At 65.8% G+C, this 24281-nt stretch carries 20 protein-coding genes; 15 read left to right on the top strand and 5 right to left on the bottom strand.

The annotated features are described in order from the left end of the window. The 9 genes from dxr (at position 1) to lpxB (ending at position 9275) form a co-directional block, all read left to right on the top strand. Positions 1–1185 (top strand): 1-deoxy-D-xylulose-5-phosphate reductoisomerase, encoded by a 1185-nt coding sequence (gene dxr / locus G3572_RS02730; protein ID WP_164609125.1) that lies wholly within the window; start codon positions 1–3, stop codon positions 1183–1185. A 56-nt stretch (positions 1186–1241) separates the two neighbouring features. Further along, positions 1242–2579 carry an RIP metalloprotease RseP gene (rseP, locus tag G3572_RS02725; RefSeq protein WP_164609124.1) on the top strand — a complete coding sequence of 446 codons (1338 nt, stop codon included), beginning with the start codon at positions 1242–1244 and terminating at the stop codon, positions 2577–2579. A gap of 64 nt (positions 2580–2643) precedes the next feature. After that, positions 2644–2781 carry a hypothetical protein gene (locus tag G3572_RS21850; RefSeq protein ID WP_205518447.1) on the top strand — a complete coding sequence of 46 codons (138 nt, stop codon included), beginning with the start codon at positions 2644–2646 and terminating at the stop codon, positions 2779–2781. A gap of 147 nt (positions 2782–2928) precedes the next feature. Then, positions 2929–5313, top strand: a complete 2385-nt coding sequence (gene bamA, locus G3572_RS02720) for an outer membrane protein assembly factor BamA (RefSeq protein WP_164609123.1) — start codon at positions 2929–2931, stop codon at positions 5311–5313. Then, positions 5313–5954: an OmpH/Skp family outer membrane protein gene (locus tag G3572_RS02715; RefSeq protein ID WP_164609122.1), complete on the top strand. Its 642-nt coding sequence runs from the start codon at positions 5313–5315 to the stop codon at positions 5952–5954. The genes bamA and G3572_RS02715 overlap by 1 nt, the downstream gene beginning before the upstream one ends. Before the next feature lie 98 nt (positions 5955–6052). Next, on the top strand, positions 6053–6541 hold the full coding sequence (gene fabZ, locus G3572_RS02710) for a 3-hydroxyacyl-ACP dehydratase FabZ (RefSeq protein WP_164609121.1): 489 nt from the start codon (positions 6053–6055) through the stop codon (positions 6539–6541). Positions 6542–6544: 3 nt separating this feature from the next. Next, positions 6545–7342 (top strand): acyl-ACP--UDP-N-acetylglucosamine O-acyltransferase, encoded by a 798-nt coding sequence (gene lpxA, locus G3572_RS02705; protein ID WP_164609120.1) that lies wholly within the window; start codon positions 6545–6547, stop codon positions 7340–7342. After that, positions 7339–8142 carry an LpxI family protein gene (locus tag G3572_RS02700; RefSeq protein WP_164609119.1) on the top strand — a complete coding sequence of 268 codons (804 nt, stop codon included), beginning with the start codon at positions 7339–7341 and terminating at the stop codon, positions 8140–8142. Before lpxA ends, G3572_RS02700 begins: the two co-directional genes overlap by 4 nt. Further along, the gene (lpxB, locus tag G3572_RS02695) at positions 8139–9275 is read left to right on the top strand and encodes a lipid-A-disaccharide synthase (RefSeq protein ID WP_164609922.1); all 1137 of its coding nucleotides are present in this window, start codon (positions 8139–8141) and stop codon (positions 9273–9275) included. Before G3572_RS02700 ends, lpxB begins: the two co-directional genes overlap by 4 nt. A gap of 24 nt (positions 9276–9299) precedes the next feature. On the opposite strand, the gene G3572_RS02690 is transcribed toward lpxB, so the two are convergent. Continuing rightward, positions 9300–10037: a DsbA family protein gene (locus G3572_RS02690; protein ID WP_164609118.1), complete on the bottom strand. Its 738-nt coding sequence runs from the start codon at positions 10035–10037 to the stop codon at positions 9300–9302. Positions 10038–10149: 112 nt separating this feature from the next. Here G3572_RS02690 and G3572_RS02685 point away from each other — a divergent pair, with 112 nt between their 5' ends. The 5 genes from G3572_RS02685 (at position 10150) to G3572_RS02665 (ending at position 17342) form a co-directional block, all read left to right on the top strand. After that, positions 10150–11325 (top strand): pyridoxal phosphate-dependent aminotransferase, encoded by a 1176-nt coding sequence (locus tag G3572_RS02685; protein WP_164609117.1) that lies wholly within the window; start codon positions 10150–10152, stop codon positions 11323–11325. Positions 11326–11377: 52 nt separating this feature from the next. After that, entirely contained in the window at positions 11378–12577 is a 1200-nt protein-coding gene (locus G3572_RS02680; RefSeq protein ID WP_164609116.1) for an N-acetylmuramoyl-L-alanine amidase, read from the top strand. 109 nt (positions 12578–12686) lie between these two features. After that, a complete protein-coding gene (locus G3572_RS02675) occupies positions 12687–15239 on the top strand; it encodes a penicillin-binding protein 1A (protein ID WP_164609115.1) in 2553 nt (850 codons plus the stop codon). A 95-nt stretch (positions 15240–15334) separates the two neighbouring features. Continuing rightward, complete coding sequence (gene prfB, locus G3572_RS02670) at positions 15335–16459, top strand: peptide chain release factor 2 (RefSeq protein ID WP_164609114.1); 1125 nt, start codon at positions 15335–15337, stop codon at positions 16457–16459. 85 nt (positions 16460–16544) lie between these two features. Further along, positions 16545–17342 (top strand): DUF2189 domain-containing protein, encoded by a 798-nt coding sequence (locus G3572_RS02665; RefSeq protein WP_435530947.1) that lies wholly within the window; start codon positions 16545–16547, stop codon positions 17340–17342. A gap of 67 nt (positions 17343–17409) precedes the next feature. Here the strand turns inward: G3572_RS02665 and G3572_RS02660 are convergent, their stop codons facing one another. The 4 genes from G3572_RS02660 to bcp all read right to left on the bottom strand — a co-directional run bounded on the left by G3572_RS02660 (position 17410) and on the right by bcp (position 20753). Continuing rightward, positions 17410–17943 carry a bactofilin family protein gene (locus tag G3572_RS02660; protein WP_164609113.1) on the bottom strand — a complete coding sequence of 178 codons (534 nt, stop codon included), beginning with the start codon at positions 17941–17943 and terminating at the stop codon, positions 17410–17412. After that, positions 17933–19273, bottom strand: coding sequence for a DUF5930 domain-containing protein (locus tag G3572_RS02655; protein WP_164609112.1), 1341 nt, complete (start codon positions 19271–19273; stop codon positions 17933–17935). Before G3572_RS02655 ends, G3572_RS02660 begins: the two co-directional genes overlap by 11 nt. Positions 19274–19458: 185 nt before the next feature. Then, the gene (locus tag G3572_RS02650) at positions 19459–20280 is read right to left on the bottom strand and encodes a ferritin-like domain-containing protein (protein WP_164609111.1); all 822 of its coding nucleotides are present in this window, start codon (positions 20278–20280) and stop codon (positions 19459–19461) included. After that, entirely contained in the window at positions 20280–20753 is a 474-nt protein-coding gene (gene bcp, locus G3572_RS02645; protein ID WP_205518442.1) for a thioredoxin-dependent thiol peroxidase, read from the bottom strand. The genes G3572_RS02650 and bcp overlap by 1 nt, the downstream gene beginning before the upstream one ends. A 141-nt stretch (positions 20754–20894) precedes the next feature. Between bcp and G3572_RS02640 the strand changes: the two genes are divergently transcribed. Beyond that, entirely contained in the window at positions 20895–24269 is a 3375-nt protein-coding gene (locus G3572_RS02640; RefSeq protein WP_240335378.1) for an AsmA-like C-terminal region-containing protein, read from the top strand. Positions 24270–24281 lie beyond the last annotated feature (12 nt).

The raw sequence follows: 24281 nt of genomic DNA, 5'->3' as shown, positions 1-24281 counted from the left end.
ATGCGCAGCATTTCGATCTTCGGGGCCACGGGGTCTGTCGGGGAAAGCACCTATGACCTGATCTGCCGCGCGGGCGGGGCGCAGACCTTCCGCACCGTGGCGCTGACGGGCGGTCGCAATGTGGCGCGCCTTGCGGAGATGGCGCGGGTCTTGCGCCCCGAGGTCGCGGTTTGCGCGGACGACTCCTGCCTGCCCGCGCTGCGGGACGCGCTCGCCGGAACGGGTGTCGAGGTTGCCGCAGGCGATGCCGCGATTGCCGAGGCGGCAGACCGCCCCGCCGATTGGGTCATGAGCGCGATCGTCGGTGCGGCGGGTCTGGTGCCGGGGCTGCGGGCGCTGCGCCACGGGCGGGCGCTGGCGCTGGCCAACAAGGAAAGTCTGGTGACCGCCGGACCTTTGCTGATGGCGACGGCGGCGCGACATGACGCGCAGATCTTGCCGGTGGATTCCGAGCATTCCGCGATTTATCAGGCCTTGGTGGGCGAGGATATTGCGGCGGTCGAGCGGATCATCCTGACCGCATCGGGGGGGGCCTTGCGGGACTGGCCGCTGGAGGCGCTGGCGCAGGCCACGGTGAAGGAGGCTTTGGCGCATCCGAACTGGGCGATGGGGCAGCGCATTACCATCGATTCCGCCTCGATGTTCAACAAGGCGCTGGAAGTCATCGAAACGCGCGAGTTTTTCGGTGTGCGCCCCGAGCAGATCGAGGTGATCATCCACCCCGAGAGCCTGATCCATTCGCTGGTCGGCTTTCAGGACGGGGCGATCATGGCCCATATGGGTGCGCCCGATATGCGCCATTCCATCGGCTATGCGCTGAACTGGCCCGCGCGGGCGCCGCTGCCGGTGGCGCGGCTCGATCTGGCGCAGATCGCGACGCTGAGCTTTCGAGCCCCCGATCTTGAGCGCTATCCGGCGCTGCGTCTGTGCCGCGAGGTGATGGAAGCGCGGGGGCTGGCGGGGGCGGCGTTCAACGCGGCCAAGGAAATCGCGCTGGACCGTTTTCTGGAAGGGCGCATCGGCTTTATGGACATGGCGGGCGTGGTCGAAGACACGCTTGCCCGCATGATGCCGGAGATGTGCCTTGAAACTGACGCGATGACCCTTGAGGACATCCTTGGCGCAGACCATCTTGCGCGGGTGCGTGCCAGCGAGGCGGCGGCAGCGCTCGCCGCGCGACGCTGAGCCGGACCGAACCTGAAACAATTGGCCGTCTGCGGCTTTGACACAAAGGATATCCCTTGGATCTGATTGGTCTTGTTCCGAGCTTTGGCGGTCTGGTCTGGACGGTGATCGCCTTTGTGGTTGCGCTGTCGATCATCGTGGCGGTGCATGAATACGGCCATTACATCGTGGGGCGCTGGACGGGCATCCATGCCGAGGTGTTCAGCCTTGGCTTCGGGCCGATCCTGTTTTCGCGGGTCGACCGGCACGGCACCCGCTGGCAGGTCGCGGCGCTGCCCTTTGGCGGTTATGTGAAGTTTCTGGGCGATTCCAACGCGGCCTCCGGCAAGGATGGCGCGGCGATTGACGGGCTTTCGGCGGCAGAGCGGCGGCGCACCATGCATGGCGCGCCCTTGTGGGCGCGGGCGCTGACGGTGGCGGCGGGGCCTGCGTTCAATTTCGCGATGGCTCTGGCGATCTTTACCGGCATGGTTCTGGTGCGCGGGGTGGCGACGCAGGAGGCGGTGGTGGGGCAGGTGCCGTCCTTGCCCTATGAGGGCCAGACCCTGCAAGCGGGGGACCGCGTGCTGGAACTGGCGGGCCAGCCGACGCCGGACCTGAGCACGCTTGTGTCGGTGGCCGAGACTTTGCCCCCAAGCGAGACTGTGGCCTATCTGGTCGAACGCGACGGTCGGCAGGTGGCCTTTGACGGGCCGTTCCCGTTCCCGCCGCTGGCAGGCGGGGTGCAACCGCAGACGGCGGCCTTTGCGGCGGGCTTGCAGGCGGGCGATGTGGTGCTGGCGGTGGATGGCACGCCGATCTACGCCTTTTCCGAGTTGCGCGCGATTGTGGGCGACTCGGACGGGCGCGATTTGCGGTTGACGGTGTGGCGCGGCGGCGAGGTGTTTGACGCCACGCTGACCCCGCGCCGCATGGACATTCCGCGCGCGGCGGGCGGGTTTGAAACGCGCTGGCTGATCGGCCTGACGGGCGGCATCGGGTTTGAGCCCGTGGTGCGCACCCCCGGCCCGCTGGAGGCGGTGGGGATTGCGGGCAGCCAGACATGGATGATCGCGACCACCTCGCTTTCGGGGCTTTACCACATGGTCACCGGCGCGATTTCCAGTTGCAACCTGCGGGGCCCCATCGGGATTGCCGAAAGCTCGGGTGCGGCGGCCAGTCAGGGTGCGGAGAGCTTTATCTGGTTCATCGCCATGCTGTCGGTGGCGGTTGGGTTGATGAACCTGTTCCCGATCCCTGTGCTGGACGGCGGGCATCTGGTGTTTCACGCCTATGAGGCGGTGACGGGCAAGCCGCCGTCGGACAGGGCGCTGCAACTGATGATGATGGTGGGGCTGGCGCTTTTGCTGTCGCTGATGGTCTTTGCGCTGACCAATGATCTGTTCTGCCCCTGAGCAGATGCCATAATCAGGCCGTATTTTCTGGCTATCCCCGAAGGATGAGACAAGGGGATGCGCCATGCAACTGGTGATTCAAGGCTATCGCGGGCTGTCGTTTCTGGTCTGGCTGAACGCCGACCGGATATTCACGCTCGGCACGGTGGTGGCGGGTCTGTTGGCGGGCGCGTTCCTTGGCACGGCCATCGTCGGCTACTAGGGCGGGCAGTATCCCCCCTTCGCGCCGCCTTTGCAACGCGGCCACAAGGCACCGGCCCTGCGGCGATAATTGCCCCTGAACGCTTTGACAACTCCGGCACTTCGGGCTAGTGAACATACAACAATTTGTTGAAGATGGGGCGTTGTCATGCACGATACAGCGGGTGCCGCGGCGAAAGCCTCGCGCGATGGGGCGCGTATTCGCAAGCGTCTGCTGACGGCGGTTTTCCTTTCCACCGCAACGGCTTCTTCGACGTTCCTTGCGCCTGCCTTCGGGCAGCAATACGCGTTCAATCAGGTGGTGATCGAAGGCAACCAGCTTGTCGACAATGCGACCATTCTGGGCTTTGCAGGAATCAGACGCGGCGAGGCGCTGACGCAGGCCGGTCTGAACGACGCCTATCAGGGGCTGGTGCGCTCGGGCCTGTTCGAAACGGTCGAGATTGTGCCGCAGGGCGGGCAACTGGTGATCCGCGTCAAGGAATACCCGATTGTCAACGTCATCAACTTTGAAGGCAACCGGCGCCTGAAAGACGAGGATCTGGCGAAGGTCGTGCGCTCGCAGGCGCGGCGGGTCTATTCGCCCAGCATGGCCGAGGCGGATGCGGCAGCGATCGCCGAAGCCTATCAGGCGCGCGGGCGGATTGCCGCCACGGTGACGCCCAAGCTGATCCGCCGCAGCGGCGGGCGGGTCGATCTGGCGTTCGAGATCACCGAAGGCCGCGTGATCGAGATCGAACGGCTGTCTTTCGTGGGCAACCGCGCCTTCAGCGACCGGCGCTTGCGGCAGGTGCTGGAGACCAAACAGGCCGGTCTGCTGCGCAACGTGATCCAGCGCGATACCTTTGTTCCCGAGCGGCTGGAACTGGACAAGCAGTTGCTGCGCGATTTCTATCTGGCGCGCGGCTATATCGATATTCAGGTGTCCGATGCCTCGGGCGAGGTTGCGCGCGAGCGGGATGCGGTTTTCGTCAGCTTCTCGATCCGCGAGGGGCGGCAATACCGTTTTGGCAATATCACCACCGTTTCGGAAGTCGCGGGGGTCGATGCGGGCGAGTTCGGGGCGCTGTCGCGCGTGCGCTCGGGCGTGCCCTATTCGCCGGTCGTGGTGGAGAACACCATCGCGCGGATGGAGAACCTTGCGCTGCGCAAGGGGCTCAACTTTGTGCGGGTCGATCCGCGCATAACCCGTAATGACCGTGATGGCACGCTGGATCTGGAATTCGCGCTGGTGCGCGGCGAGCGTGTGTTTGTCGAGCGGATCGACATCGAAGGCAATACGACGACGCTGGATCAGGTGATCCGCCGCCAGTTCCGCAGCGCTGAAGGCGACCCCTTCAACCCGCGCGAAGTGCGCCAGTCGGCGGAACGTATCCGCGCGCTCGGCTTCTTCTCGGATGCGCAGGTCGATGCGCGGCCCGGCTCGGCCTCGGATCAGGTCGTGGTGGACGTGAACGTGGAAGAGCAGCCGACGGGCTCGCTCTCGCTGGGCGCAAGCTATGGCGTGGATGCCGGGGTCGGCCTGAACATCGGTTTCTCGGAATCGAACTTCCTTGGCCGCGGGCAGGCGTTTTCGGTCGCCATCTCCTCGGGTGCGGATGATACCAGCTCGTCGATCTCGATCACCGAACCGGCGTTTCTGGGGCGTGATCTGTCGCTGTCGCTGGGGGCGTTCTATGACCTGACGAAGCAGAAGAACGCGATCTATGACACCGCCAATGTGGGCCTGCGCACCGCGCTGTCTTTCCCCGTGGGCGAGCTGAGCCGGCTGGAAATCCGCTATGGCCTGTCGAAGAACACGCTGAAAAACTATCGCGGCCGCGATGTGAACGGGGATGGCACCATCGACCCCGTGACCGAGCGCAACCCGACGCTGGTGGCAGAGGCCGCGCGCGAGGGCGAGATTACCTCGGCGATCGGCTATACCTTCAGCTATGACACGCGCATCGGCGGGCTAAGCCCGGACCGGGGCGTGGTCTTGCGCTTCAGCCAGGATTACGCAGGGCTTGGCGGCGATGCCAAGTATATCTCGAGCGCGCTTCAGGCGCTTGGCGAGCGTTCTGTGCTGAATGAAGAAGTGACCTTGCGGGCGATCTTCGAGGCGGGCGCGATTTCGCCGCTGGGGGGCTATAACACACGGGTGACCGAGCGCTTCTTCGGCAATGGCAAGATCCGCGGCTTTGAGGGCAACGGCATCGGCCCGCGCGATCAGGTGACGGGCGACGCCCTTGGCGGCAACTTCTATGCCGTGGCACGCTTCGAGGCCGATTTCCCGATTGGCCTGCCCGAGGAATACGGGCTGAGCGGCGGCGTTTTCATGGACGTGGGCTCTGTCTGGGGTCTGAAGGGCAATGTGGTGGATGCCGCTGGCGCGCCGATCGACACCGGATTCAACCCGCGCGCGGCGGTGGGGGTTTCCGTGCTGTGGGATGCGCCGATCGGGCCGTTGCGGTTCAACTTCTCGCGCGCGCTCAAGAAAGAGACTTACGACCGCGAGCAGCGGTTCGATCTGACGATCTCGACGCAGTTCTGATGCTCGGGGCGGTGCTTCGCACGGCGCTTGTGCTGTTCGGGCTTGCCGCCGCCGCTCCGCTTTGGGCGCAAGAGGCCACCGGCCCGCGCCCGACGCCAGAGCTTGGGTTGTTTTCGTCGGTGGTCACGCTGGACAGGGTCCGGTTGTTCGAAGACTCCCTGATGGGCGAGGCGATCTTGGCGCGGATCGAAGCCGCGTCGAACGATCTTGTTGCGGAAAACCGTCGGCTTGAAGCGGCGCTGGAGGCGGAAGAACGCGATCTGACCGCCCGCCGCGCGATCCTGCCCAATGATGCCTTCCGCGAGCTTGCCCGCGATTTTGACACCAAGGTCGAAGAATTGCGGGTGGCGCAAGAGGTCAAGAGCCGTGCCCTGACGCGGATGCGCGATTCCGAGCAGCAGCGGTTCTATGAGGCGGCGGTGCCGGTTCTGGCCGAACTGATGCAGGATCTGGGCGCGGTGGCGATCATCGACCGTTCGGCCGTGATACTCAGCTTTGACCGCATCGACATCACGGCGCAGGCCATTGCGCGGCTGGACAGCGAACTCGGCGACGGGTCCAATCTGCCGCCGGTGCCGCAGGACAGCGAGGATGGGGCAGGGGACGGGGCGGAGCCGCTGCCCGCGCTGCCACAACCCTGAGCTGCGCCGCGGGTGCCTTGCTCTGGCGCGTTTGAGTTGTTAGCAAGGCCAGACCTGCCGCGATCCGGCACCGGCACAAGACCAAACGGGGATAGTGAATGACCGAGACACCAGTTGATGCGAGCGCCTCCGGGGCTGGCCAGACCGCCGATATCGCGCTGATCCAGCGGATTTTGCCGCATCGCTATCCGTTCCTGCTGGTGGACAAGGTGGTGGACATCCACATCAACAAAAGCTGTGTCGGCATCAAATGCGTGACGATGAACGAACCGCAGTTTACCGGCCATTTCCCCGGCACGCCGATCTTTCCGGGGGTGATGATCATCGAGGCGATGGCGCAGACCAGCGGGATTCTGGTGGGTCTGTCGATGGATCTGGTCGACAAGAATGCCAACGTCTTCTTCATGGGCGTTGATGGCGTCAAGTTCCGCCGCAAGGTGGTGCCGGGCGATGTGCTGGAGTTGCATGTCAAGGCGCTGCGCGGCGGCGGTCGCGTCTGGAAGTTCGAGGGGCGCGGGATGGTCGGCGACGAGCTGGCCTGCGAGGCCGAGTTCACCGCCATGTTCGACGTGCCGAAAAAGGTCTGACGCATGAGCATTGACCCCAGCGCCCGCATTCATCCGATGGCCGTGGTCGAGCCCGGCGCCGTCATTGGCGCCGGGGCCGAGGTGGGGCCGTTTGCGGTGATCGGGGCCGAGGTGCGGCTCGGGCCGGGCGTGGTGGTGAAATCCCATGCCGTGGTCACCGGCTGGACCGAGGTCGGCGAAGGGACGGTGATTTACCCCTTTGCCTGTGTGGGCGAGGTGCCGCAGGACCTGAAGTTCAAGGGCGAGCGGACGCGGCTTTTCGTCGGCGCGCGCTGCAAGATCCGCGAAGGCGCCACGCTGAACACCGGCACCGAGGGCGGCGGCGGGGTCACACGGGTTGGCGATGACTGCCTCCTGATGACGGGCGCGCATGTGGGACATGACGCGATTGTCGGCAACCGTGTGGTGCTGGCCAATCAGGCGGCGATTGCGGGGCATTGCCAGATTGGCGATGATGTGATCGTGGGCGGATTGTCGGGCGTGCACCAATGGGTGCGGGTCGGGCGCGGGGCGATCATCGGGGCGGTGACGATGGTGACGAATGACGTTCTGCCGCACGGGTTGGTGCAGGGGCCGCGCGGCGTGCTGGACGGGCTGAACCTTGTGGGGCTGAAGCGGCGCGGGGTGGAGCGGGCCGAGATCACCGCGCTGCGGGCGGGCTATCAGATGCTGGCGCAGGGCGAGGGGTCTTTCCTTGACCGCGCGCGGCGGCTTGCGGATGAGACGGACAGCGCCCATGTGCGCGAGATGACCGATTTCATCCTCTCGGCCAGCGACCGCAGCTTTCTGACCCCGAAATGAGCCGGACCGCGGTCATCGCCGGATCGGGCCGCCTGCCTGCTGCCGTGGCGGGGGCGCTGGACGCGCCTTTGGTTTGCGCGCTGGACGGGTTCAGCCCTGAAGGGCTTGCCGTGGATATGGTGTTCCGGGTGGAGCGTCTGGTGCCGTTCTTTCACGCGCTGGAGGATGCAGGTGTCACGACGGTGACCTTTGCTGGCGCGGTGCAGCGGCCAAGGCTGGACCCGGCGCTTTTCGATGCCGGAACGGCGCAACTGGTGCCGCGCCTGATGGGGGCGATGGCGCAGGGCGATGACGCCACCTTGCGCGCGGTGATCGGGTTGTTTGAGGAGGCGGGGTTTGCCGTGGAGGGCACCGCGCGCATCGCGCCCGCGCTGGTGCCGGGGGCGGGCGTGCTCTGCGGCACGATTTCAGATCGGGACGAGGCGGATGCCACGCGCGCGGCGGCGATCGTGCAGGCGCTTGGCGCGGTGGATGTGGGGCAGGGCTGTGTCGTGGCGCAGGGCTTGTGCCTTGCGGTGGAGGCTTTGCCGGGAACCGACGCGATGCTGGCCGGGCTGGCCACGCTGGATGCGCGGCTGCGGCCGGACCCCGCGCGCGGGCGGGGCTTGTTTTACAAGGCTCCGAAGCCGGGTCAGGACCTGCGGGTGGATTTGCCCACGCTGGGCCCCGACACCGTGGCGCGGGTGGCAGAGGCCGGCTTGGGCGGCATTGTCTGGGAAGCGGGCGGGGTGATCTGCCTTGACCGTGCAGGGATGATCGCTGCGGCCAGCGACGCGGGCCTGTTCCTGTGGGCGCGCTGACGCTGTTCCTGATCGCGGGCGAGCCTTCGGGCGACCGGCTGGGCGCTGCGCTGATGGCGGGGCTGAAGGCCTTGTCGCCGGAGGTGACGTTTCAGGGGATCGGCGGGCCGCTGATGCAGGCCGAAGGGCTGGAGAGCCTGTTTCCGATGGAAGAGCTGTCGGTGATGGGGCTGGTCGAGGTCCTGCCGAAGTATTTCGCGCTCAAACGCCGGATCGCAGAGGCGGCAGAGGCGATGCTGGCCTCGGGCGCGCAGGCGCTGATCACCATCGACAGCCCGGACTTCTGCCTGCGGGTGGCGGGCATCGTCAAGGCGGCGCGGCCGGATGTTCCGGTGATCCATTATGTTGCGCCCTCGGTCTGGGCGTGGCGTCCGGGGCGGGCGGCCAAGATGGCGCGTGTGGTGGATCATGTGCTGGCGCTCTTGCCCTTCGAGCCGCCCTATATGACGGCTGCGGGGATGAGCTGCGATTTCGTCGGGCATCCGGTGGTGGCCGAGCCTTTGGCCAGCAAGGCCGAGACCGAGCTTATGGCGGGCAATGGCCCGCTGGTGCTGGCGCTGCCCGGATCGCGCAAGGGCGAGGTGACGCGGCTTGCCCCCGTGCTGGGGCAGGTGGTGGCGCGGATCAAGGCGGTGCATCCGAGCGCGCGGGTGGCGCTGCCCACGGTGCGCGGGGTGGCGGGCTTGGTGCAGGACCTGACCGCCGATTGGGCGATTCCCCCTCGCATCATTCAGGATGCCCCCACCAAGCGCGCGGCCTTTGCCGCCGCCGATGTGGCGATCGCCGCCTCGGGCACGGTCAGTCTGGAACTGGCGGCGAACGATTGCCCGATGGTGATTGCCTATGACATGAACCCGCTGACACTGTGGCTGATGCGGCGCGCGGCGCTGATCGACACGGTGACGCTGGTCAATCTGGTGTCTGACACGCGGGTGGTGCCGGAGTTCATCGGCCCCGACTGCCGCGCCGATCTGATTGCCCCTGCCGTCCTGCGGTTGCTGGAACAGGGCGCGGGCGCGCAGCGCGATGCGATGCGGCTGACGATGGAGCGGCTGGGGCGGGGAGGCCCCGCACCGGGCCTGCGCGCGGCGCAATCGGTGCTGGGCTTTCTGGCGCGGCGGGCAAGGGCCTGACGTGGCCTTGCCCTGCGGCTTGCGTCAGCCTTCGCGCTGTCCAGCGACGATCTGGCGCATGCCCTGCAGCGGCACATAACCCCGCACCATCGTTTCGTCGATCACGAAGGTGGGCGTCCCGTTGATCTGCATCAGGTTGCCAAGCGCGTGGTTGGTGTCGATGACGGCCTGCACCTCGGGCGCTTTCATCCGCTCGGCAATCGGCGCGGGGTCATGGCCGAGATCGCGTGCCAGGCGCGCCAGCGTATCGGGCAGCACATCGCCGCGCATGGTGATCAGCGCATCATGCGCCGCCTTGTAGGCGTCATCGCCGTGAAGCTGGCGCACGGCGATGGCGAATTGTGACGCCATCAGCGACTGTTCGCCAAGGATGGGAAACTCTTTCAGCACCAGCCGGATGTTGCCGTCTGATTCCACCAGTTCGGCCACTTCGTCATGGGCCTTGCGGCAATAGCCGCAGCGATAGTCGACGAATTCCACGATGGTCAGGTCGGCATCGAGATTGCCGCCCGCCCAGGAGTTCGGATCGCGGTAGATCAGGTCGGCATTGTCGCGCAGCATGGCCAGATCGCGCTGAACGGCATCCTGTTCCTGCTGCATCTGCAGGACTTCCATCGCCTCGACCAGCACCTCGGGCTCTTCCAGCAGGAAGGCCCGCACCTCGGCCCGGAATGCCTCGCGCTCGGCATCGGTCATCTCGGCGAGGGCGACGGTGGAGGTCATCATCATGGCGGTGATGCCGATCAGGGTTCTGAGGATCATGGATCGTCTCTGGTAAGCTGCGAAAGCATGTGATCGCAGGCGTTTGATGGGGTCGGGCTTGACCTTGCCCCGCGAACCGGGACACTTCGGCGCGAAGCATAGAGGGGCGGGCATGAAGAGTTCAAGACGGGGTGATGTCGATCCCTTTATTGTGATGGATGTGATGGAGGACGCGCGGCGGCTGGAGGCGGCGGGGCGGCATATCATCCATATGGAGGTGGGACAGCCCGGCACCCCGGCGCCGGAGGCAGCGCGGGCGGCACTGGCGCGCAGCATGGCAGCGGGATCTCTGGGCTATACGGTTGCCTTGGGCCTGCCTGAGTTGCGGGCGGGGATCGCGGACCTCTACCGGCGCTGGTACGGGGTAGAGCTTGATCCGGCGCGGGTGGTGGTGACCTCGGGGTCGTCGGCGGCCTTCCTGCTGGCCTTCACGGCGCTGTTCGAGGCGGGGGACAGGGTAGGTCTGGGCGAGCCGGGGTATCCGAGCTACCGCCAGATCCTGCGGGCGCTGTCGTTGCAGCCGGTGGGGATTCCGACACGGGCGGAAAACCGGCTGCAGCCGGTGCCGGAGGATCTGGCTGGCGTGGAGATGGCGGGGCTGATCGTGGCCTCGCCCGGCAACCCGACCGGCACCATGCTGGACCATGCGGCGCTGGAAGGTCTGATCGGGCATTGCGCGGGGCGGGGGATATCCTTTGTCTCGGACGAGATCTACCACGGGCTGCATTACGATGGGCGGGCGGTCTCGGCGCTGGAAATCACTGATGAGGCCTATGTCATCAACTCGTTTTCCAAGTATTTCAGCATGACCGGCTGGCGCGTCGGCTGGATGGTGGTACCCGAGGCGCATGTGCGCAAGGTGGAGCGTCTGGCGCAGAACATGTTCATCTGCCCGCCCCATGCCAGCCAGATCGTCGCTTTGGCGGCGCTGGACTGCGTGGATGAACTGGAGGCGAACCGCGCAACCTATGCGGCCAACCGCGCCCTGATGCTGGAGGGCCTGCCGCGCGCGGGGTTTGCCAGGATCGCGCCGCCCGATGGCGCCTTCTACGTCTATGCCGATGTGTCGGACCTGACGACGGATTCGCTGGGTTTCGCGCGGGAGATCCTGCACGAGGCGGGGGTGGCGGTGACGCCGGGGCTGGACTTTGACCCGGTGCGCGGGCGGCAAACCTTGCGGTTTTCCTATGCGCGGGGGACGGCGGATATTGTCGAGGGGCTTGCGCGGTTGCAGGCCTTCATGGCCTCTCGTCGCGAAGAACCTCGGGGCGGGATCGCGCGGGGCTGACGTGCGCCTCCGGCGGGGATATTTTCAGACAGAAAATGGGCAGGGGCGTGTGATGAAGCTGTGGGTGCTGGTGCTGGTGCTGCTCTGGGGGCCTGTTGCGGCGCTGGCGCAGGAGTTGTCGGCGCTGGCGCGGCTGGTGCCGGAGCGGTCATGGGTGGAGGACCGGCGCGGCGGGCTGGAGGTGGAACTGGCGCTGAGCCAGCCGGTGCCGTGGCGGGTCAGGGTGCTGGACGCGCCGCCGCGTCTGGTGCTGGACACGCGCGAGGTGGACTGGACGGGGCTGACCGGCCTTGAGGAGCGCAGCGACGCGGTGCTGGGACTGCGCGCCGGTGTGGTGCGGCAGGGCTGGTCGCGGCTGGTGTTGGAACTGGACGGGCCTGCCGTTGTGGCGCGGGCCGAGATGCTGACCGGCGATCAGGGCGCCAAGGTGCGGCTGCGGCTGGAGACGGCCAGCGACGAGGATTTTGCGGCGGCGGCGGCGGTGCCGGAGCCCGAGGGCTGGGCGCTCCCTGCGGTGGCCGATCTGCCGAGGCCCGTGCCGCGCGGCACCGGGCCGGTGGTGGTGGTGCTGGACCCGGGGCATGGCGGCATCGACCCGGGCGCGGAGCGCGACGGGTTCAGCGAGGCGGGGCTGATGCTGACCTTTGCGCGCGAGTTGAAGGACGTTCTGGTGCGCGATGGCGGTTTCCTTGTGATCCTGACGCGGGACGAGGATGTGTTCGTGCCGTTGGAGGCCCGCATTTCCATCGCGCGGGCGGCGGGGGCGCATGTATTTGTCTCGCTGCACGCTGATGCGATTGCGGAAGGCGAGGCGGTGGGGGCCACGATTTACACGCTTTCGGAAGAGGCATCGGATGCGGCCTCGCAGGCGCTGGCCGAGCGGCATGACCGGGCGGATCTACTCTCGGGGGTGGACCTGACCGCTCAGGATGATCTGGTGGCGACGATCCTGATGGATATGGCGCGCACCGAGACGGGGCCGCGCATCGAGCGGCTGGCGCTGGCACTGGAGAGCGCGATCAAGGGCGCGGGGCTGCGGATGCACCGCCACCCGCGCCAGACCGCCGGATTTTCGGTGCTGAAATCGCCGGACATTCCCTCGGTGCTGGTGGAACTCGGCTTCATGTCATCCGAGCGCGATCTGGCGCGGCTGGTCGACCGCGAGTGGCGGGCGAAGATGGCGCTTGCCTTGCGCGACGGGCTGAAGGCCTGGGCCGAGGAGGATGCCGCGCTGTCGGCGCTGCAACGCTAGGCCCGGCCAAGGTGACGTTTGCGCGAGGCGGCGCCCGTGCCGGGGCGTTCGTTTTGACCGGGGCGGCCTTGGCATGTATAAGGCGCGGGCAAGCTACAGGAGTTTTCGGTTGGTCCGTTTCATAGGCTCGTTCTTCGGTGGGATATTCACCATGGTCACGATGGGGGTGCTGTTTGCGGCGCTGTCTGTCGGGGCTATTTTCTATATGTATTCCCGCGACTTGCCGAGCCATGAGCGTCTGGCGCAATACACGCCGCCCACGATCAGCCGGATCTATTCCAGCGAGGGGCGGATCATCGACGAATTCGCCAAGGAGCGGCGGCTGTTCGTGCCGATCGAGGAGATTCCCGATCTGGTGAAGCAGGCCTTCATCAGCGCCGAGGACAAGAACTTCTATACCCACAGCGGTTATGACGTGACCGGCATGGCCTCGGCGCTGCGGGATGCGGTTGTCAGCCGGGGGGAAAACCTGCGCGGGGCGTCAACGATCACGCAGCAGGTGATGAAGAACTTTCTGCTGTCAAGCGACAAGACCGGAGAGCGCAAGATCAAGGAACTGATCCTTGCCAGCCGTCTGGAAGAGACGCTGAGCAAGGACAAAATTCTTGAGCTTTACATGAACGAGATTTTCCTTGGCCAGAACAGCTATGGCGTGGCGGCGGCGGCGCAGACCTATTTCAACAAGCCGTTGACCGATCTGGCCCCGCATGAGGCGGCGATGCTGGCGGCAATGCCGCAGGCACCGAGCCAGTACCACCCCGTGCGCGCCAAGGAGCGCGTCACGCAGCGGCGCAACTATGTGCTGCGCGAGATGTGGCAGAACGGCTATATCAGCGAGGCGACCTATGAGGCCGAGCGCCAGATGCCGCTGCGGTCTGTGCAGAACGGCGATTTTCCGGCCTTCCGCGAGGCGCTGCCGCCGCGCGACTACTTCACCGATGAAATCCGCCGCCAGCTTTCCGGCACCTTCGGCGAGGAGGAGTTCTTTGGCGGTGGCCTCTCGATCCGCGCCACGGTGGACCCAGATTTGCAGGAGGATGCCGCACGGGCGCTGCGCCGGGGGCTGGAGCGTTATGACCGCGGGCAGGGCGTCTGGCGCGGGACCGGCAAGACCCTTCCGGCGGATCAGCTGACCTCGGAAGAGGCGTGGCGCGCCGCCTTGGCCGAGGTCGAGGTGCCGCGCGATGTGGAAGGCTGGTTCCCCGCCGTGGTGCTGGAGACGGGCGAGCGGTCGGCCCGCATCGGGATCGAGGGCCAGCCCGAGGACGAGGACGGGCATTTCATTCCGGCCGAGGATGTGACCTGGGCGCGCAAGCGGCAAGAGAACGGGCGGCTGGGACCGCAGGCACAGCGCGCGAGCGATCTGGTCTCGGTGGGCGATGTGGTGCTGGTGCGCGCGATCACCAAGGACGAGGACGGCAGCTTCGTGCGCTGGTCCCTGCGGCAGGTGCCGGAGGTGCAGGGCGGGTTCATGGCAATGGACGTATTCACGGGCCGCGTTCTGGCAATGCAGGGCGGGTTCAGCTATCAGGATTCGGTATTCAACCGCGCGACGCAGGCGGCGCGGCAGCCGGGGTCGAGCTTCAAGCCTTTTGTTTACGCAGCGGCTCTGGATTCGGGCTTTACCCCGGCGACGATCGTCGTTGATGCTCCGATCGAGGTGAACACGCCGCAGGGTCTGTGGCGGCCCAAGAACGCGTCGAACCGCTTTTACGGGCCGACGACGCTGCGCACCGGGATCGAACAGTCGCGCAACCTGATGACGGTGCGGATTGCCGAGGAAATCGGCATGGATACGGTGGCGGCCTATGCCGAGCGTTTTGGCGTCTATGACCGGATGCCGGCGTTTCTGGCAAACTCGCTCGGCGCGCAGGAAACCACGCTGTTCAAGATGGTGGCGGCCTATGCGATGTTTGCCAATGGCGGCGAGCGGGTGGAGCCGACGCTGGTGGACCGCGTGCAGGACCGCTTTGGCCGCACGGTCTATCGCCATGACCAGCGGACCTGCGAGGATTGCCAGCTTGCCAGCCTGAACCCCGGTGCGGCGCTGCGGGTGACATCGAAGCGCGAGCGGGTGATGGATGCGATCACCGCCTATCAGCTGACCTCGATGATGGAGGGTGTGGTGCAGCGCGGCACGGCGCGCGGGATCAACCTGCCGGTGCCGGTGGCGGGCAAGACCGGCACCACCAATGACAACAAGGACGTGTGGTTCGTCGGCTATACGTCGAACATCGTGGCGGGGTGCTATATCGGCTATGACCAGCCGCGCACGATGAATGGCGCGTCGGGCGGCGGGTTCTGCGGGCCGGTGTTTGAACAGTTCATGCGCACGGCGATCAAGAAATACGGCGGGGCCAAGTTCAAGGTGCCGCCGGGGGGCTATTTCATCAACATCGACCGCTTCAGCGGCGCGCGGCTTGGCGATGGCGCGACGGGCGACAATGTAGTGGCCGAATACTTCCGCGAGGGCGAGGAGCCGATCTTTGGCCTTGGCGCGATGGTGGATGGCGGCTTCCAGATGGGGGGCAACCTGCCCTTGTTCGCCTATGGCGAGACCGACCGCGGCAGCTCGGCCACTGTGACCACGGCCACGGGCGAACGGGTGTCGGTGCCGTCCAAGGCCGATTTCGGGACGCTCAGTTCGGGCGGATTGTATTAACCCTTGCCAAAGGCTGCGGCGGGGCGGGGGCCTGCCCTTGCCGGGCCGCAGCCTTTTCGCTATGTGCCGGGCATCAGCCTGAAGGATGAAGAGCCATGCGCGCCGAGACGCAGAACAATGTCGCCGCTATCGAAAAATCGCTGAAGCTGCTTGGCCAGCGGATGGACCGGGAAACCGCCTCGCATCGGCTGGAAGAATTCAACGCGATGATCGAGGACCCCAATCTGTGGAACGACCCTGCCAAGGCGCAGAAGCTGATGAAAGAACGTCAGGCGCTCATGGAGGCAATTTCCACCTATGAACTGATCGAGCGGGGCCTGCGCGACAATGTCGAACTGATCGAGATGGGCGAGGCCGAAGGCGACGCCGAGATCGTGACCGAGGCCGAGGGCGCGCTGCGCGATCTGACCAAGCTTGCGGCCGACAAGGAGCTTGAGGCGCTGCTGGACGGCGAGGCCGATGGCAACGACACCTTCCTCGAGGTGAATGCGGGCGCGGGTGGGACGGAATCTTGCGACTGGGCCAGCATGCTGGCGCGCATGTATGTGCGTTGGGCCGAGAAAAAGGGCTACAAGGTCGAGATGCAGTCGGAAACCGCCGGGGAAGAGGCGGGCATCCGGTCGGTGTCCTACAAGATCACCGGGCACAACGCCTATGGCTGGCTGAAGTCGGAATCGGGCGTGCATCGTCTGGTGCGGATTTCCCCCTATGACTCGGCGGCGCGGCGGCACACGTCGTTTTCTTCGGTCTGGGTCTACCCTGTGATCGACGACAATATCGAGATCGTGGTGCCGGACAATGAAATCCGCATCGACACCTATCGGTCTTCGGGTGCAGGCGGGCAGCACGTCAACACCACCGACTCGGCGGTGCGGATCACGCACTTGCCCACGGGAATCGTTGTGACGAGTTCGATGAAGTCGCAGCACCAGAACCGCGAGATTGCGATGAATGCGCTGAAATCGCGGCTGTATCAGATGGAGTTGGACAAGCGGAACGCCGCGATCAACGCCGCCTATGACAACAAGGGCGAGGCGGGCTGGGGCAACCAGATCCGCTCCTATGTGTTGCAGCCCTATCAGATGGTGAAGGATCTGCGCACCGGGGTGGAAACCAGCGACACCGGCGGCGTTCTCGATGGCGATCTGGACCAGTTCATGGCGGCCACGCTGGCGATGGATGTCGCCGGAAAGAGCCGCGCCGAGGCGAACGCCGACTGAGCTTTGCCGAAAGCTGCACCTGAAATACATGTTTGAGCCGCGCGGCCTTTCCGCTTAGCCTTTGGGGCAAAGCACGGGAGGGCTTATGAACAGCGACGCGGTTGCGACAAAGCCGGGGGCCAATCCGGCCTCCGACATCATGGAACTGGACCTTTCGGACCTGCGGGCGGCACTCGCGGCAGGCTGGCGCGATTTTCGGGCGGCCCCGCTTTACGGGTTGGTGTTTTCGGCAGTCTATGTGGTGGCGGGCTGGCTTATCACCTATGCGCTGCTGGCCAAGGGGCAGGTCTGGTGGACCATCATCGCGGGGGCGGGATTTCCCATTCTGGGGCCGTTCATCGCCTGCGGGTTCTATGAGGTATCGCGGCGGCTGGAGGCGGGGGAGCGGCTGGATTTTGCGGGCGTGGCGGGGGTGATCTTCCGCCAGAAAGACCGCCAGATTCCGTCCATGGCGGCAGTCGTGGTGGTGTTCTTCCTGTTCTGGAATTTTCTGGGCCACATGATCTTTGCGGTCTTTCTGGGCAATGCCACGATGACCAATATCACCAGCAGTTTTGCGGTGTTCCAGACGCCGGAAGGCGTGATGATGCTGCTGGTCGGCACGGCGGTGGGGGCGGCCTTTGCCGGCACGCTGTTTGCCCTGACCGTGGTGAGCCTGCCCTATCTGCTGGACCGCGAGGTGGATTTCATCACGGCGATGATCACCAGTTTTTCCGTGGTGACGACCAATCCCGCAACGATGCTGGTCTGGGGCCTGCTGATTGCGGGGATGCTGTTTGCGGGGATGGCCTTGGGCTTTCTGGGGCTTTTCGTGGTGTTGCCGGTGCTGGGCCATGCGACATGGCATCTCTACCGCCGCGCGCTGGCCTTCGAGGCGGGCTGAGACCTGCAAACGCAAAAGCGCGCCCGGTCGGGCGCGCTTTGTGGTTTGGGCCAGGGGCCTTTTGGTATCAGACGCCGTCGCCGGGCTTTTGCGCCGGAGTGCTGCTGGCGCCGAGCGGCGGGGCCAGTTGCGCCTGCGGGGCAGGGGCAGAGATGCGGCCCTGTGCCAGCGGGTCTTCCTGACGCTGCACCGAGCCCTCGAAATGGGCGCCGGACTCGATGGCGATGGTTTTGTGGATGATGTCGCCCTCGACACGCGCGGTGGCGGTCAGACGGACCTTGAGGCCACGGACGCGGCCGATCACGCGGCCATTGACCACGATGTCGTCGGCGACAATCTCGCCGCGGATGGTGGCGCTTTCGCCAACGGTCAGAAGATGGGCGCGGATGTCGCCCTCGACTGTGCCTTCAACCTGGATGTCGCCGGTGGTGCGCAGATTGCCCACGATCGTCAGGTCGGAAGACAGGACAGATGCAGAAACTTTGCCCTTGGGGGCAGACGGCGTGAAGTCCATGTTCGGTTTTGAGACCTGAGTTTCGGGGGCCTTCGACTTGTCGTCTGCCTTTGGCCCGGGTTCATTGATTCGGCTCTTAGAAAACATGGTTCGCTGCCTTTATGAAGGTCATCGGATTCACGGCTCTGCCGCCGATGCGGATTTCGTAATGGAGGTGGGTCCCGGTGGACCTGCCCGAATTGCCCATATCACCGATCTGTTCGCCGCGCGATACCCTATCGCCAACCTTTACGCGGATCGCAGACAAGTGAGCATAGCGCGTCTCGATGCCGAACTCGTGGCGGATCTTGACCAGACGGCCATAGCCCGAGGACCAGCCCGCATGGGTCACGACGCCATCGGCGGTGGAGAGGATCGGCAGGCCATAGGCGCCAGCCATATCGGTGCCTTCGTGCATCCGGCGGCCCATGCCCTTGGGGTCATTGCGGGTGCCAAAGCCGCTGGTCCAGCGGAAGTTGCCTTTGACCGGCATGGCAAACGGTGCCTTGAACGCGGCCAGACGATACAGGTTCATCCGGTCCAGCCCTTGCAGGATCGCGTTGGCGCGCTGTTCATCCGGGTTGGACACCGACCCCTTGGTCGAGAGCGTCAGCGGGGTGAGCGGGCCACCCTGGCCGGAATAGCCGCGCCGCACTTGCGAGAGCAGCTCGTCCGGTGACATTCCGGCGGCGCGGAACATCTTGTCGAGCGGCTCCATCGAGACGCTGACCGCTTCTTCCAGCTTGGCAAAGATTTCGTTGTTGCGGGTTTGCAGCGCCTTCTTCTCGGCCAGCACGGCCTCGACCCTTTCGGCGGATTTGGCGGCGGCCCCCTGCATCAGGTCACGCTCTTGCGCGGTGGCGGACAGGGCATCGGCCAGAATGTCGACGGTGGCCATTGCATCCTTGGCGCGTCCGGCATCGGTTTTCTTGACGCCGTTTTCGGCCACCACCATCACGCCTGCGGCTTCGGCCTGTGCGCGCGCCTCGTCCCGTTCCTTGATGGTGCGGCGCAGCGTGTTCTGGATCACGTCGATCCCGGTTTCCAGCTCGCGGCGGCGGTCTTCCGAGGCAAGCAGGCGGTTTTGCATCTCGGCCACCTGCGCGAGCGCAAGGTTGAAGCGTTCCTGCGCGCCTGCCGCCTCGTCCGCGCGTGCGTCGCGGTCCTGGCTGAGGGCGTTGAGGCGCTGTTCGTAGAGCACCTGCTGGCGCATGGCCTGATCGCGGCCCGATCCGGCGCTGATCGATTCCATCAAGATGATGGCGGTGGCCAGAATGGTCCATCCGAGCACCACAGTGCCGCCTGCAATCGCAACGGCCTGTGTGGCCGGGCGCAGCCGGATGAAGCGGGTTTCGCTGTCGGATTTCAGAAAGAGACGTTGTTCGGGGAAATACCGCTCAAGTCCAAGATTGATGCGATAGGTTAGTCGCGTGAGCACTGTTGGTGTTCCGTTCGTGACCTTCGGGAAGGGCGAATGCAAGGCCGCCCCAAGCGGGGGCATCAAGCCCCTTTTGATTAGAGGCGACTTTACACTATCGCAACAAATTTGACCGTAGCTTGCCCGGAACCCGCCCATTGAACAGAGGAATCGGCGAGTTCCCGCCGATCCTGTTCTTTTTGCGGTCAGGCGCCCGTGTCTGCGCCTTCGGTCAGCGGCCAGTAAAAATCGGGCGGCAGGCCCGCGTCGGCGCGCTTTTCCTCGTTGAACGGCGGCTTGAGGCTGCCGTGGAAATAGCGGCGCACCAAGCTGTGGAACACCTCTTTCGGGTCTGTGCCATCACGGCCGCAGAGCCAGTTGAACCATTTGGAGCCATAGGCGACATGCGCCACTTCTTCGGCATAGATCACCTCGAGCGCGGCGACGGGCCCTGCCTCGCCTGCCTTGCGGAAAATGTCGATCATGCCCGGAGTTACATCGAGCCCGCGCGCTTCCAGCACCATCGGCACCACCGCAAGGCGGCCATGCAGATCGCCCGCGGTGTCGGAGGCGGCACGCCACATGCCGGCATGGGCGGGCATTGCCCCGTAATGGCTGCCCAGCGCCTCGAGGCAATCGGCCATGAGGTTGAAGTGCTTGGATTCCTCATCCGCCGCCTTCACCCAGTCATCATAAAAGCCGAGCGGCATCGGATGATCTGTAAAGCGCGCGATGATGTCCCAGTGCAGATCAACGGCGTTGAGTTCGATATGCGCGACGGCATGCAGCAGCGCGAGCCGCCCTGCGGGCGATCCGGGGCGGCGGCGCGGGACATCGCGCGGGTCGAGCAATTCGGGCCGTTCGGGGCGCGCGGGCGCGTCGGGCGGGGTGGCCTTGCCGACCGGCAGCGGAGTGCCTGCGGCCCGCGCCGCCCTCCAATCGGCGGCATGGGCGCGCGACAGGGCGCATTTCGCGCGCCCGTCGGCGGTGGTCAGGACCTGCACCGCGCGTTCGGCAAGGCTGAGCATCACAGTGCCTGTGCCGCAGCCAGCACTTCATCGGCATGGCCCTTGACGCTGACCTTTGGCCAGACGCGGGCAATCGTTCCGTTGCCGTCAATCAGGAACGTGGCCCGGGTCACGCCCATGTAGGTTTTGCCATACATGCTCTTCTCGGCCCAGACGCCGTAGTCCTCGCAGGTCTGGCCATTTTCATCGCTGGCCAGAATGACCGAAAGGCCGTGCTTCTTGCAGAACTTGTCATGCGCCTTCACGCTGTCCTTGCTGACGCCGATGACCGTGGTTCCTGCTGCGGCAAATTCTGCCGCACGGGCGGTGAAATCTTGCGCCTCGAGCGTGCAGCCGGGGGTGTCGTCCTTGGGATAGAAATACAGGACCACCTTGCCGGGGCGGAAGCTGGACAAGGTGACGCTTGCGCCGCCATCGCGCGGCAGGGTGAAATCAGGTGCAGCGGTTCCTGCTTCGGGGATCTGGGTGGTCATTTCAGCGGCTCCTTGCCTTTGGGGTCACGACCCTTTGCGTTTTAGTTGCCGATCCGCGAAGATAAAGGCAAGTCCGGGCGACAAACGGGCGTCAAGGCCCGCGGAGGGGCGGGCAAGGTTGGGCGGAAGGGCAAGGGCGCGATGACGGACATGTCCGCGCGGGACGAATCGGACAGCGCCAAGCGCGATCAGGCACCGCTTTTGCGGCCCCGTTCGGCTGGCCTGCGCCGCGCGGGCCGGGCGGGTCTTGTGGTGCTTCTGGTGCTGGTCGTTCTGTCGGCAGTGTCGGTTCTGGGGGTGCTGGCGCTGACCGGCAAGGCCATTCGCCTGCCGGTCTGGACCGTGGCCGAGGCCGAAACGCGTGCCAATGCCGCGCTGGAGGATGTTTTGCCGGGGGCGGCGGTTTCGGTGGGCGGGATCGAGGTGTTGCTCGATACCGACTGGACGCCGCGCCTGCGGCTGGAAGATGTGCGGCTGTTGCAGGGCAGCGGCAGCACGCTTCTGGAACTGCCTGACTTGCTGATGAGCTTTGATGCCCGCGCTTTTCTTGCCGAGCGGGCGCTGCGCCCAGCCTCCTTGCGGATTGTCGGCGGCGCGGTCACGCTCAATCGGCGCGCTGATGGCAGTCTGGATCTGCAGATTGGCACGGGGGGCGCTGCGCCGCCGATCACGGGGTTGAACGCGCTGCTGGCGCAGATTGACGATGCGCTGGACTTGCCGCTGCTGACCCATCTCGATCTGATCGAGGTGGAAGGGGCGAGCCTGACGCTGACAGATGCCCGCCTGCGCCGCACATGGACGGTGGGCGATGGCCGTATCACGCTTGAAAACCGCGAGGATGCGCTGGCCGCCGAGGTTGGCCTCTCACTGCTCTCGGGGGCGGGGGAGCCTGCCCAGGCCCTTGTGACGCTGGTCCGGCCCAAGGGTCAGGCGCTGGTGCGGGTGACCGCAGCGGTCGACCGGGTGGCGGCGGCGGACATTGCGGCGCAGACCCCGGTTCTGGCATGGCTTGGCGTGCTGGATGCGCCGATCTCGGGCCGGATTTCGGCCGAGGTGAACAATGACGGGTTGAGCGCGCTGAGCACCCAGATGTCACTGGGGGCGGGAGCCTTGCAGCCCGATCCGGCGACCGCGCCGATCGGCTTTGACGGGGCGACGCTGTCATTGGGTTATGATCCCGCCCTCGGCAGGGTGCTGATCAACGATCTTGCGGTCGAGGGGCCGACGCTGCGGCTGAAGGCGGCGGGCCATTCCTATCTTTTGGGCGATGCGGGCGAGATCCTGACAGGGGCCTTGGGCAGCCGCTTGCCGGGCGGCTTTCTGGGGCAGGTGCAGATTTCCGAGGTGCAGCTTGACCCCGAGGGATTGTTCGACGCGCCGCTGCGCTTTACCGGCGGGGCGATGGATGCGCGGCTGACGCTGGACCCGTTCCGGCTTGAAATCGGGCAGGTCAGCCTGATCGAAGAGGCGGGACGGCGGCTGACGCTGACGGGTGCGGTCGATGCGCTGACCGCAGGCTGGCAGGTGGCGCTGGATGTGACGCTGGATGCCATCGCGCATGACCGCCTTTTGCAGATATGGCCCAAAAGTGCGGTGCCCGGCACGCGCGACTGGGTGGGGCAGAACGTGGCCAAGGGGCTGCTGAGCAATGTCAAGGCGGCCTTGCGGGTCACGCCGGGGGAGGACCCCAAGCTCGCGCTCGGCTATGAATTCGACGGGGCGGAGGTGCGGTTCCTGCGCACCCTGCCGCCGATCCGCAACGGGCGTGGAAGGTCCAGCATCGAGGGCAGCGCCTATACGCTGGTGCTGGATGGCGGGACGGTCGAGGCTCCGCAGGGCGGCGAGATCGATGTGGCCGGATCGGTGTTTTCGGTGCCCGATGTACTGATGCGGCCGCCGCGTGCCGAAATCCGGCTGCGCACCGAAAGCGCGCTGACGGCTGCGCTGTCCTTGCTGGACCTGCCCCCCTTTGGCTTCATGACCAAGGCCGGACGCCCGCCCGATCTGGGGCAGGGGCGTGCGGTGGTCGATACCAAGCTGTCGCTGCCCTTGGTCCGGCGGGTGGAGTTGAAGGATGTCGACTATGCCGTGCGCGGACAGATTTTGGGCTTGTCGAGCGATGTGCTGGTGCCGGGCAAGACCATCACCGCCGAGGGGCTGACGTTGAGCGCCGATCCGTCGGGGTTGCGGATCGAAGGGCCGGGGCGCATCGGGAAGGTGCCGTTTGACGTGGCCTTTACCCAAGGCTTCGGCCCCGACCAGCAAGGCAAGAGCCGCGTGACAGGCACGGTGGCCCTGTCACAGGAGGCGGTGTCGGAATTCGGCCTTGGCCTGCCCGATGGCATGGTCAGCGGGTCTGGCCGCGCCGAGGTGACGATCGATCTGGAGCGCGATGCACCGGGACGGTTGCAGCTTGTCTCTGACCTGAACGGAATCGGCCTGCGCCTGCCACCCGTGGGTTGGAGCAAGGGTGCAGGCGCCTCGGGGCGGCTGGAAGTGGAGGCGGCGTTGGGCAAGGTGCCGCAGATCACCCGTCTTGCCGTGCGCGGCGGCGGGCTGGAGGCGCAAGGCGCGATCACGCTGGCAGCAGGCGGCGGGCTGCAAGAGGCGCGCTTTTCCTCGGTGCGTCTCAACAACTGGCTGACCGGAGGGGTGACGCTGACCGGACGGGGCGCAGGGCGTGCGCCCGACATCACGGTGACGGGTGGCACGGTGGATCTGCGCCGCTTTGATCCGCCGTCGGGCGCGAGTGCTTCCAGTGCGCAGGCGCAAGGTGCGTTGACGCTGAACCTCGACCGTCTGGTGGTGAGCGAAGGCATCGTCCTTACCGGATTTCGCGGCAGTTTTTCGCAGCGCGGCGGCCTGAACGGCAGCTTTCGCGGCAGTGTCAACGGCGCGGCGCCGGTGCAGGGAACCGCGGTGCCATCGCGCCACGGAACCGCCGTGCGGATACAATCGAATGACGCGGGGGCGGCATTACGCGCGGCTGGCATCTTTGCTTCGGCGCGCGGGGGCACGCTCGATCTGCGGCTGACGCCGCGCGCGCAAAAGGGTGTCTATGACGGAAGGGCCGATATCACACGGTTGCGGGTGCGGGGCGCGAGTGTGCTTGCCGAGCTTCTTTCCGCGATCTCGGTCGTTGGGTTGCTGGAACAATTGAACGGCGAGGGCATCTATTTCGGTGAGGCCGAGGCCGATTTCATCATCACCCCCGATGCGATCGAGGTGACGCGTGGATCGGCGATGGGGGCCAGTCTGGGCGTGTCGATGGCAGGGCTTTACGGCATCAAAAACAAGCGGCTTGCCTTGCAGGGGGTTGTGTCGCCGATCTATCTGGTGAATGGCATCGGCGCCTTGCTGACGCGGCGCGGCGAGGGAGTTTTCGGCTTCAACTACGCGCTGCGCGGCACGTCGGATGCGCCGCAGGTGCAGGTCAATCCGCTGTCGATCCTGACGCCGGGCATGTTCCGCGAAATCTTCCGCCGTCCGGCCCCCGTGCTGCGGCGCGAAAACTGACATGAAGGCTTT

The organism is Pseudotabrizicola algicola (assembly GCF_010915705.1).
Lineage (GTDB): Bacteria > Pseudomonadota > Alphaproteobacteria > Rhodobacterales > Rhodobacteraceae > Pseudotabrizicola > Pseudotabrizicola algicola.
The sequence above is the reverse complement of the archived record's forward strand: the minus strand, read 5'-3'. Positions and strand labels throughout refer to the sequence as shown.

Excerpts from the sequence above, each read along its gene's own strand:
- G3572_RS02690 (WP_164609118.1), bottom strand. The coding sequence starts at position 10,037 with ATGATCCTCAGAACCCTGATCGGCATCACCGCCATGATGATGACCTCC.
- fabZ (WP_164609121.1), top strand. The coding sequence starts at position 6,053 with ATGACCGAGACACCAGTTGATGCGAGCGCCTCCGGGGCTGGCCAGACC.
- G3572_RS02640 (WP_240335378.1), top strand. The coding sequence starts at position 20,895 with ATGACGGACATGTCCGCGCGGGACGAATCGGACAGCGCCAAGCGCGAT.
- G3572_RS02700 (WP_164609119.1), top strand. The coding sequence starts at position 7,339 with ATGAGCCGGACCGCGGTCATCGCCGGATCGGGCCGCCTGCCTGCTGCC.
- G3572_RS02660 (WP_164609113.1), bottom strand. The coding sequence starts at position 17,943 with ATGTTTTCTAAGAGCCGAATCAATGAACCCGGGCCAAAGGCAGACGAC.
- bcp (WP_205518442.1), bottom strand. The coding sequence starts at position 20,753 with ATGACCACCCAGATCCCCGAAGCAGGAACCGCTGCACCTGATTTCACC.
- G3572_RS02680 (WP_164609116.1), top strand. The coding sequence starts at position 11,378 with ATGAAGCTGTGGGTGCTGGTGCTGGTGCTGCTCTGGGGGCCTGTTGCG.
- prfB (WP_164609114.1), top strand. The coding sequence starts at position 15,335 with ATGCGCGCCGAGACGCAGAACAATGTCGCCGCTATCGAAAAATCGCTG.
- G3572_RS02665 (WP_435530947.1), top strand. The coding sequence starts at position 16,545 with ATGAACAGCGACGCGGTTGCGACAAAGCCGGGGGCCAATCCGGCCTCC.
- G3572_RS02715 (WP_164609122.1), top strand. The coding sequence starts at position 5,313 with ATGCTCGGGGCGGTGCTTCGCACGGCGCTTGTGCTGTTCGGGCTTGCC.
- lpxA (WP_164609120.1), top strand. The coding sequence starts at position 6,545 with ATGAGCATTGACCCCAGCGCCCGCATTCATCCGATGGCCGTGGTCGAG.
- G3572_RS02685 (WP_164609117.1), top strand. The coding sequence starts at position 10,150 with ATGAAGAGTTCAAGACGGGGTGATGTCGATCCCTTTATTGTGATGGAT.
- dxr (WP_164609125.1), top strand. The coding sequence starts at position 1 with ATGCGCAGCATTTCGATCTTCGGGGCCACGGGGTCTGTCGGGGAAAGC.
- bamA (WP_164609123.1), top strand. The coding sequence starts at position 2,929 with ATGCACGATACAGCGGGTGCCGCGGCGAAAGCCTCGCGCGATGGGGCG.
- G3572_RS21850 (WP_205518447.1), top strand. The coding sequence starts at position 2,644 with ATGCAACTGGTGATTCAAGGCTATCGCGGGCTGTCGTTTCTGGTCTGG.
- G3572_RS02650 (WP_164609111.1), bottom strand. The coding sequence starts at position 20,280 with ATGCTCAGCCTTGCCGAACGCGCGGTGCAGGTCCTGACCACCGCCGAC.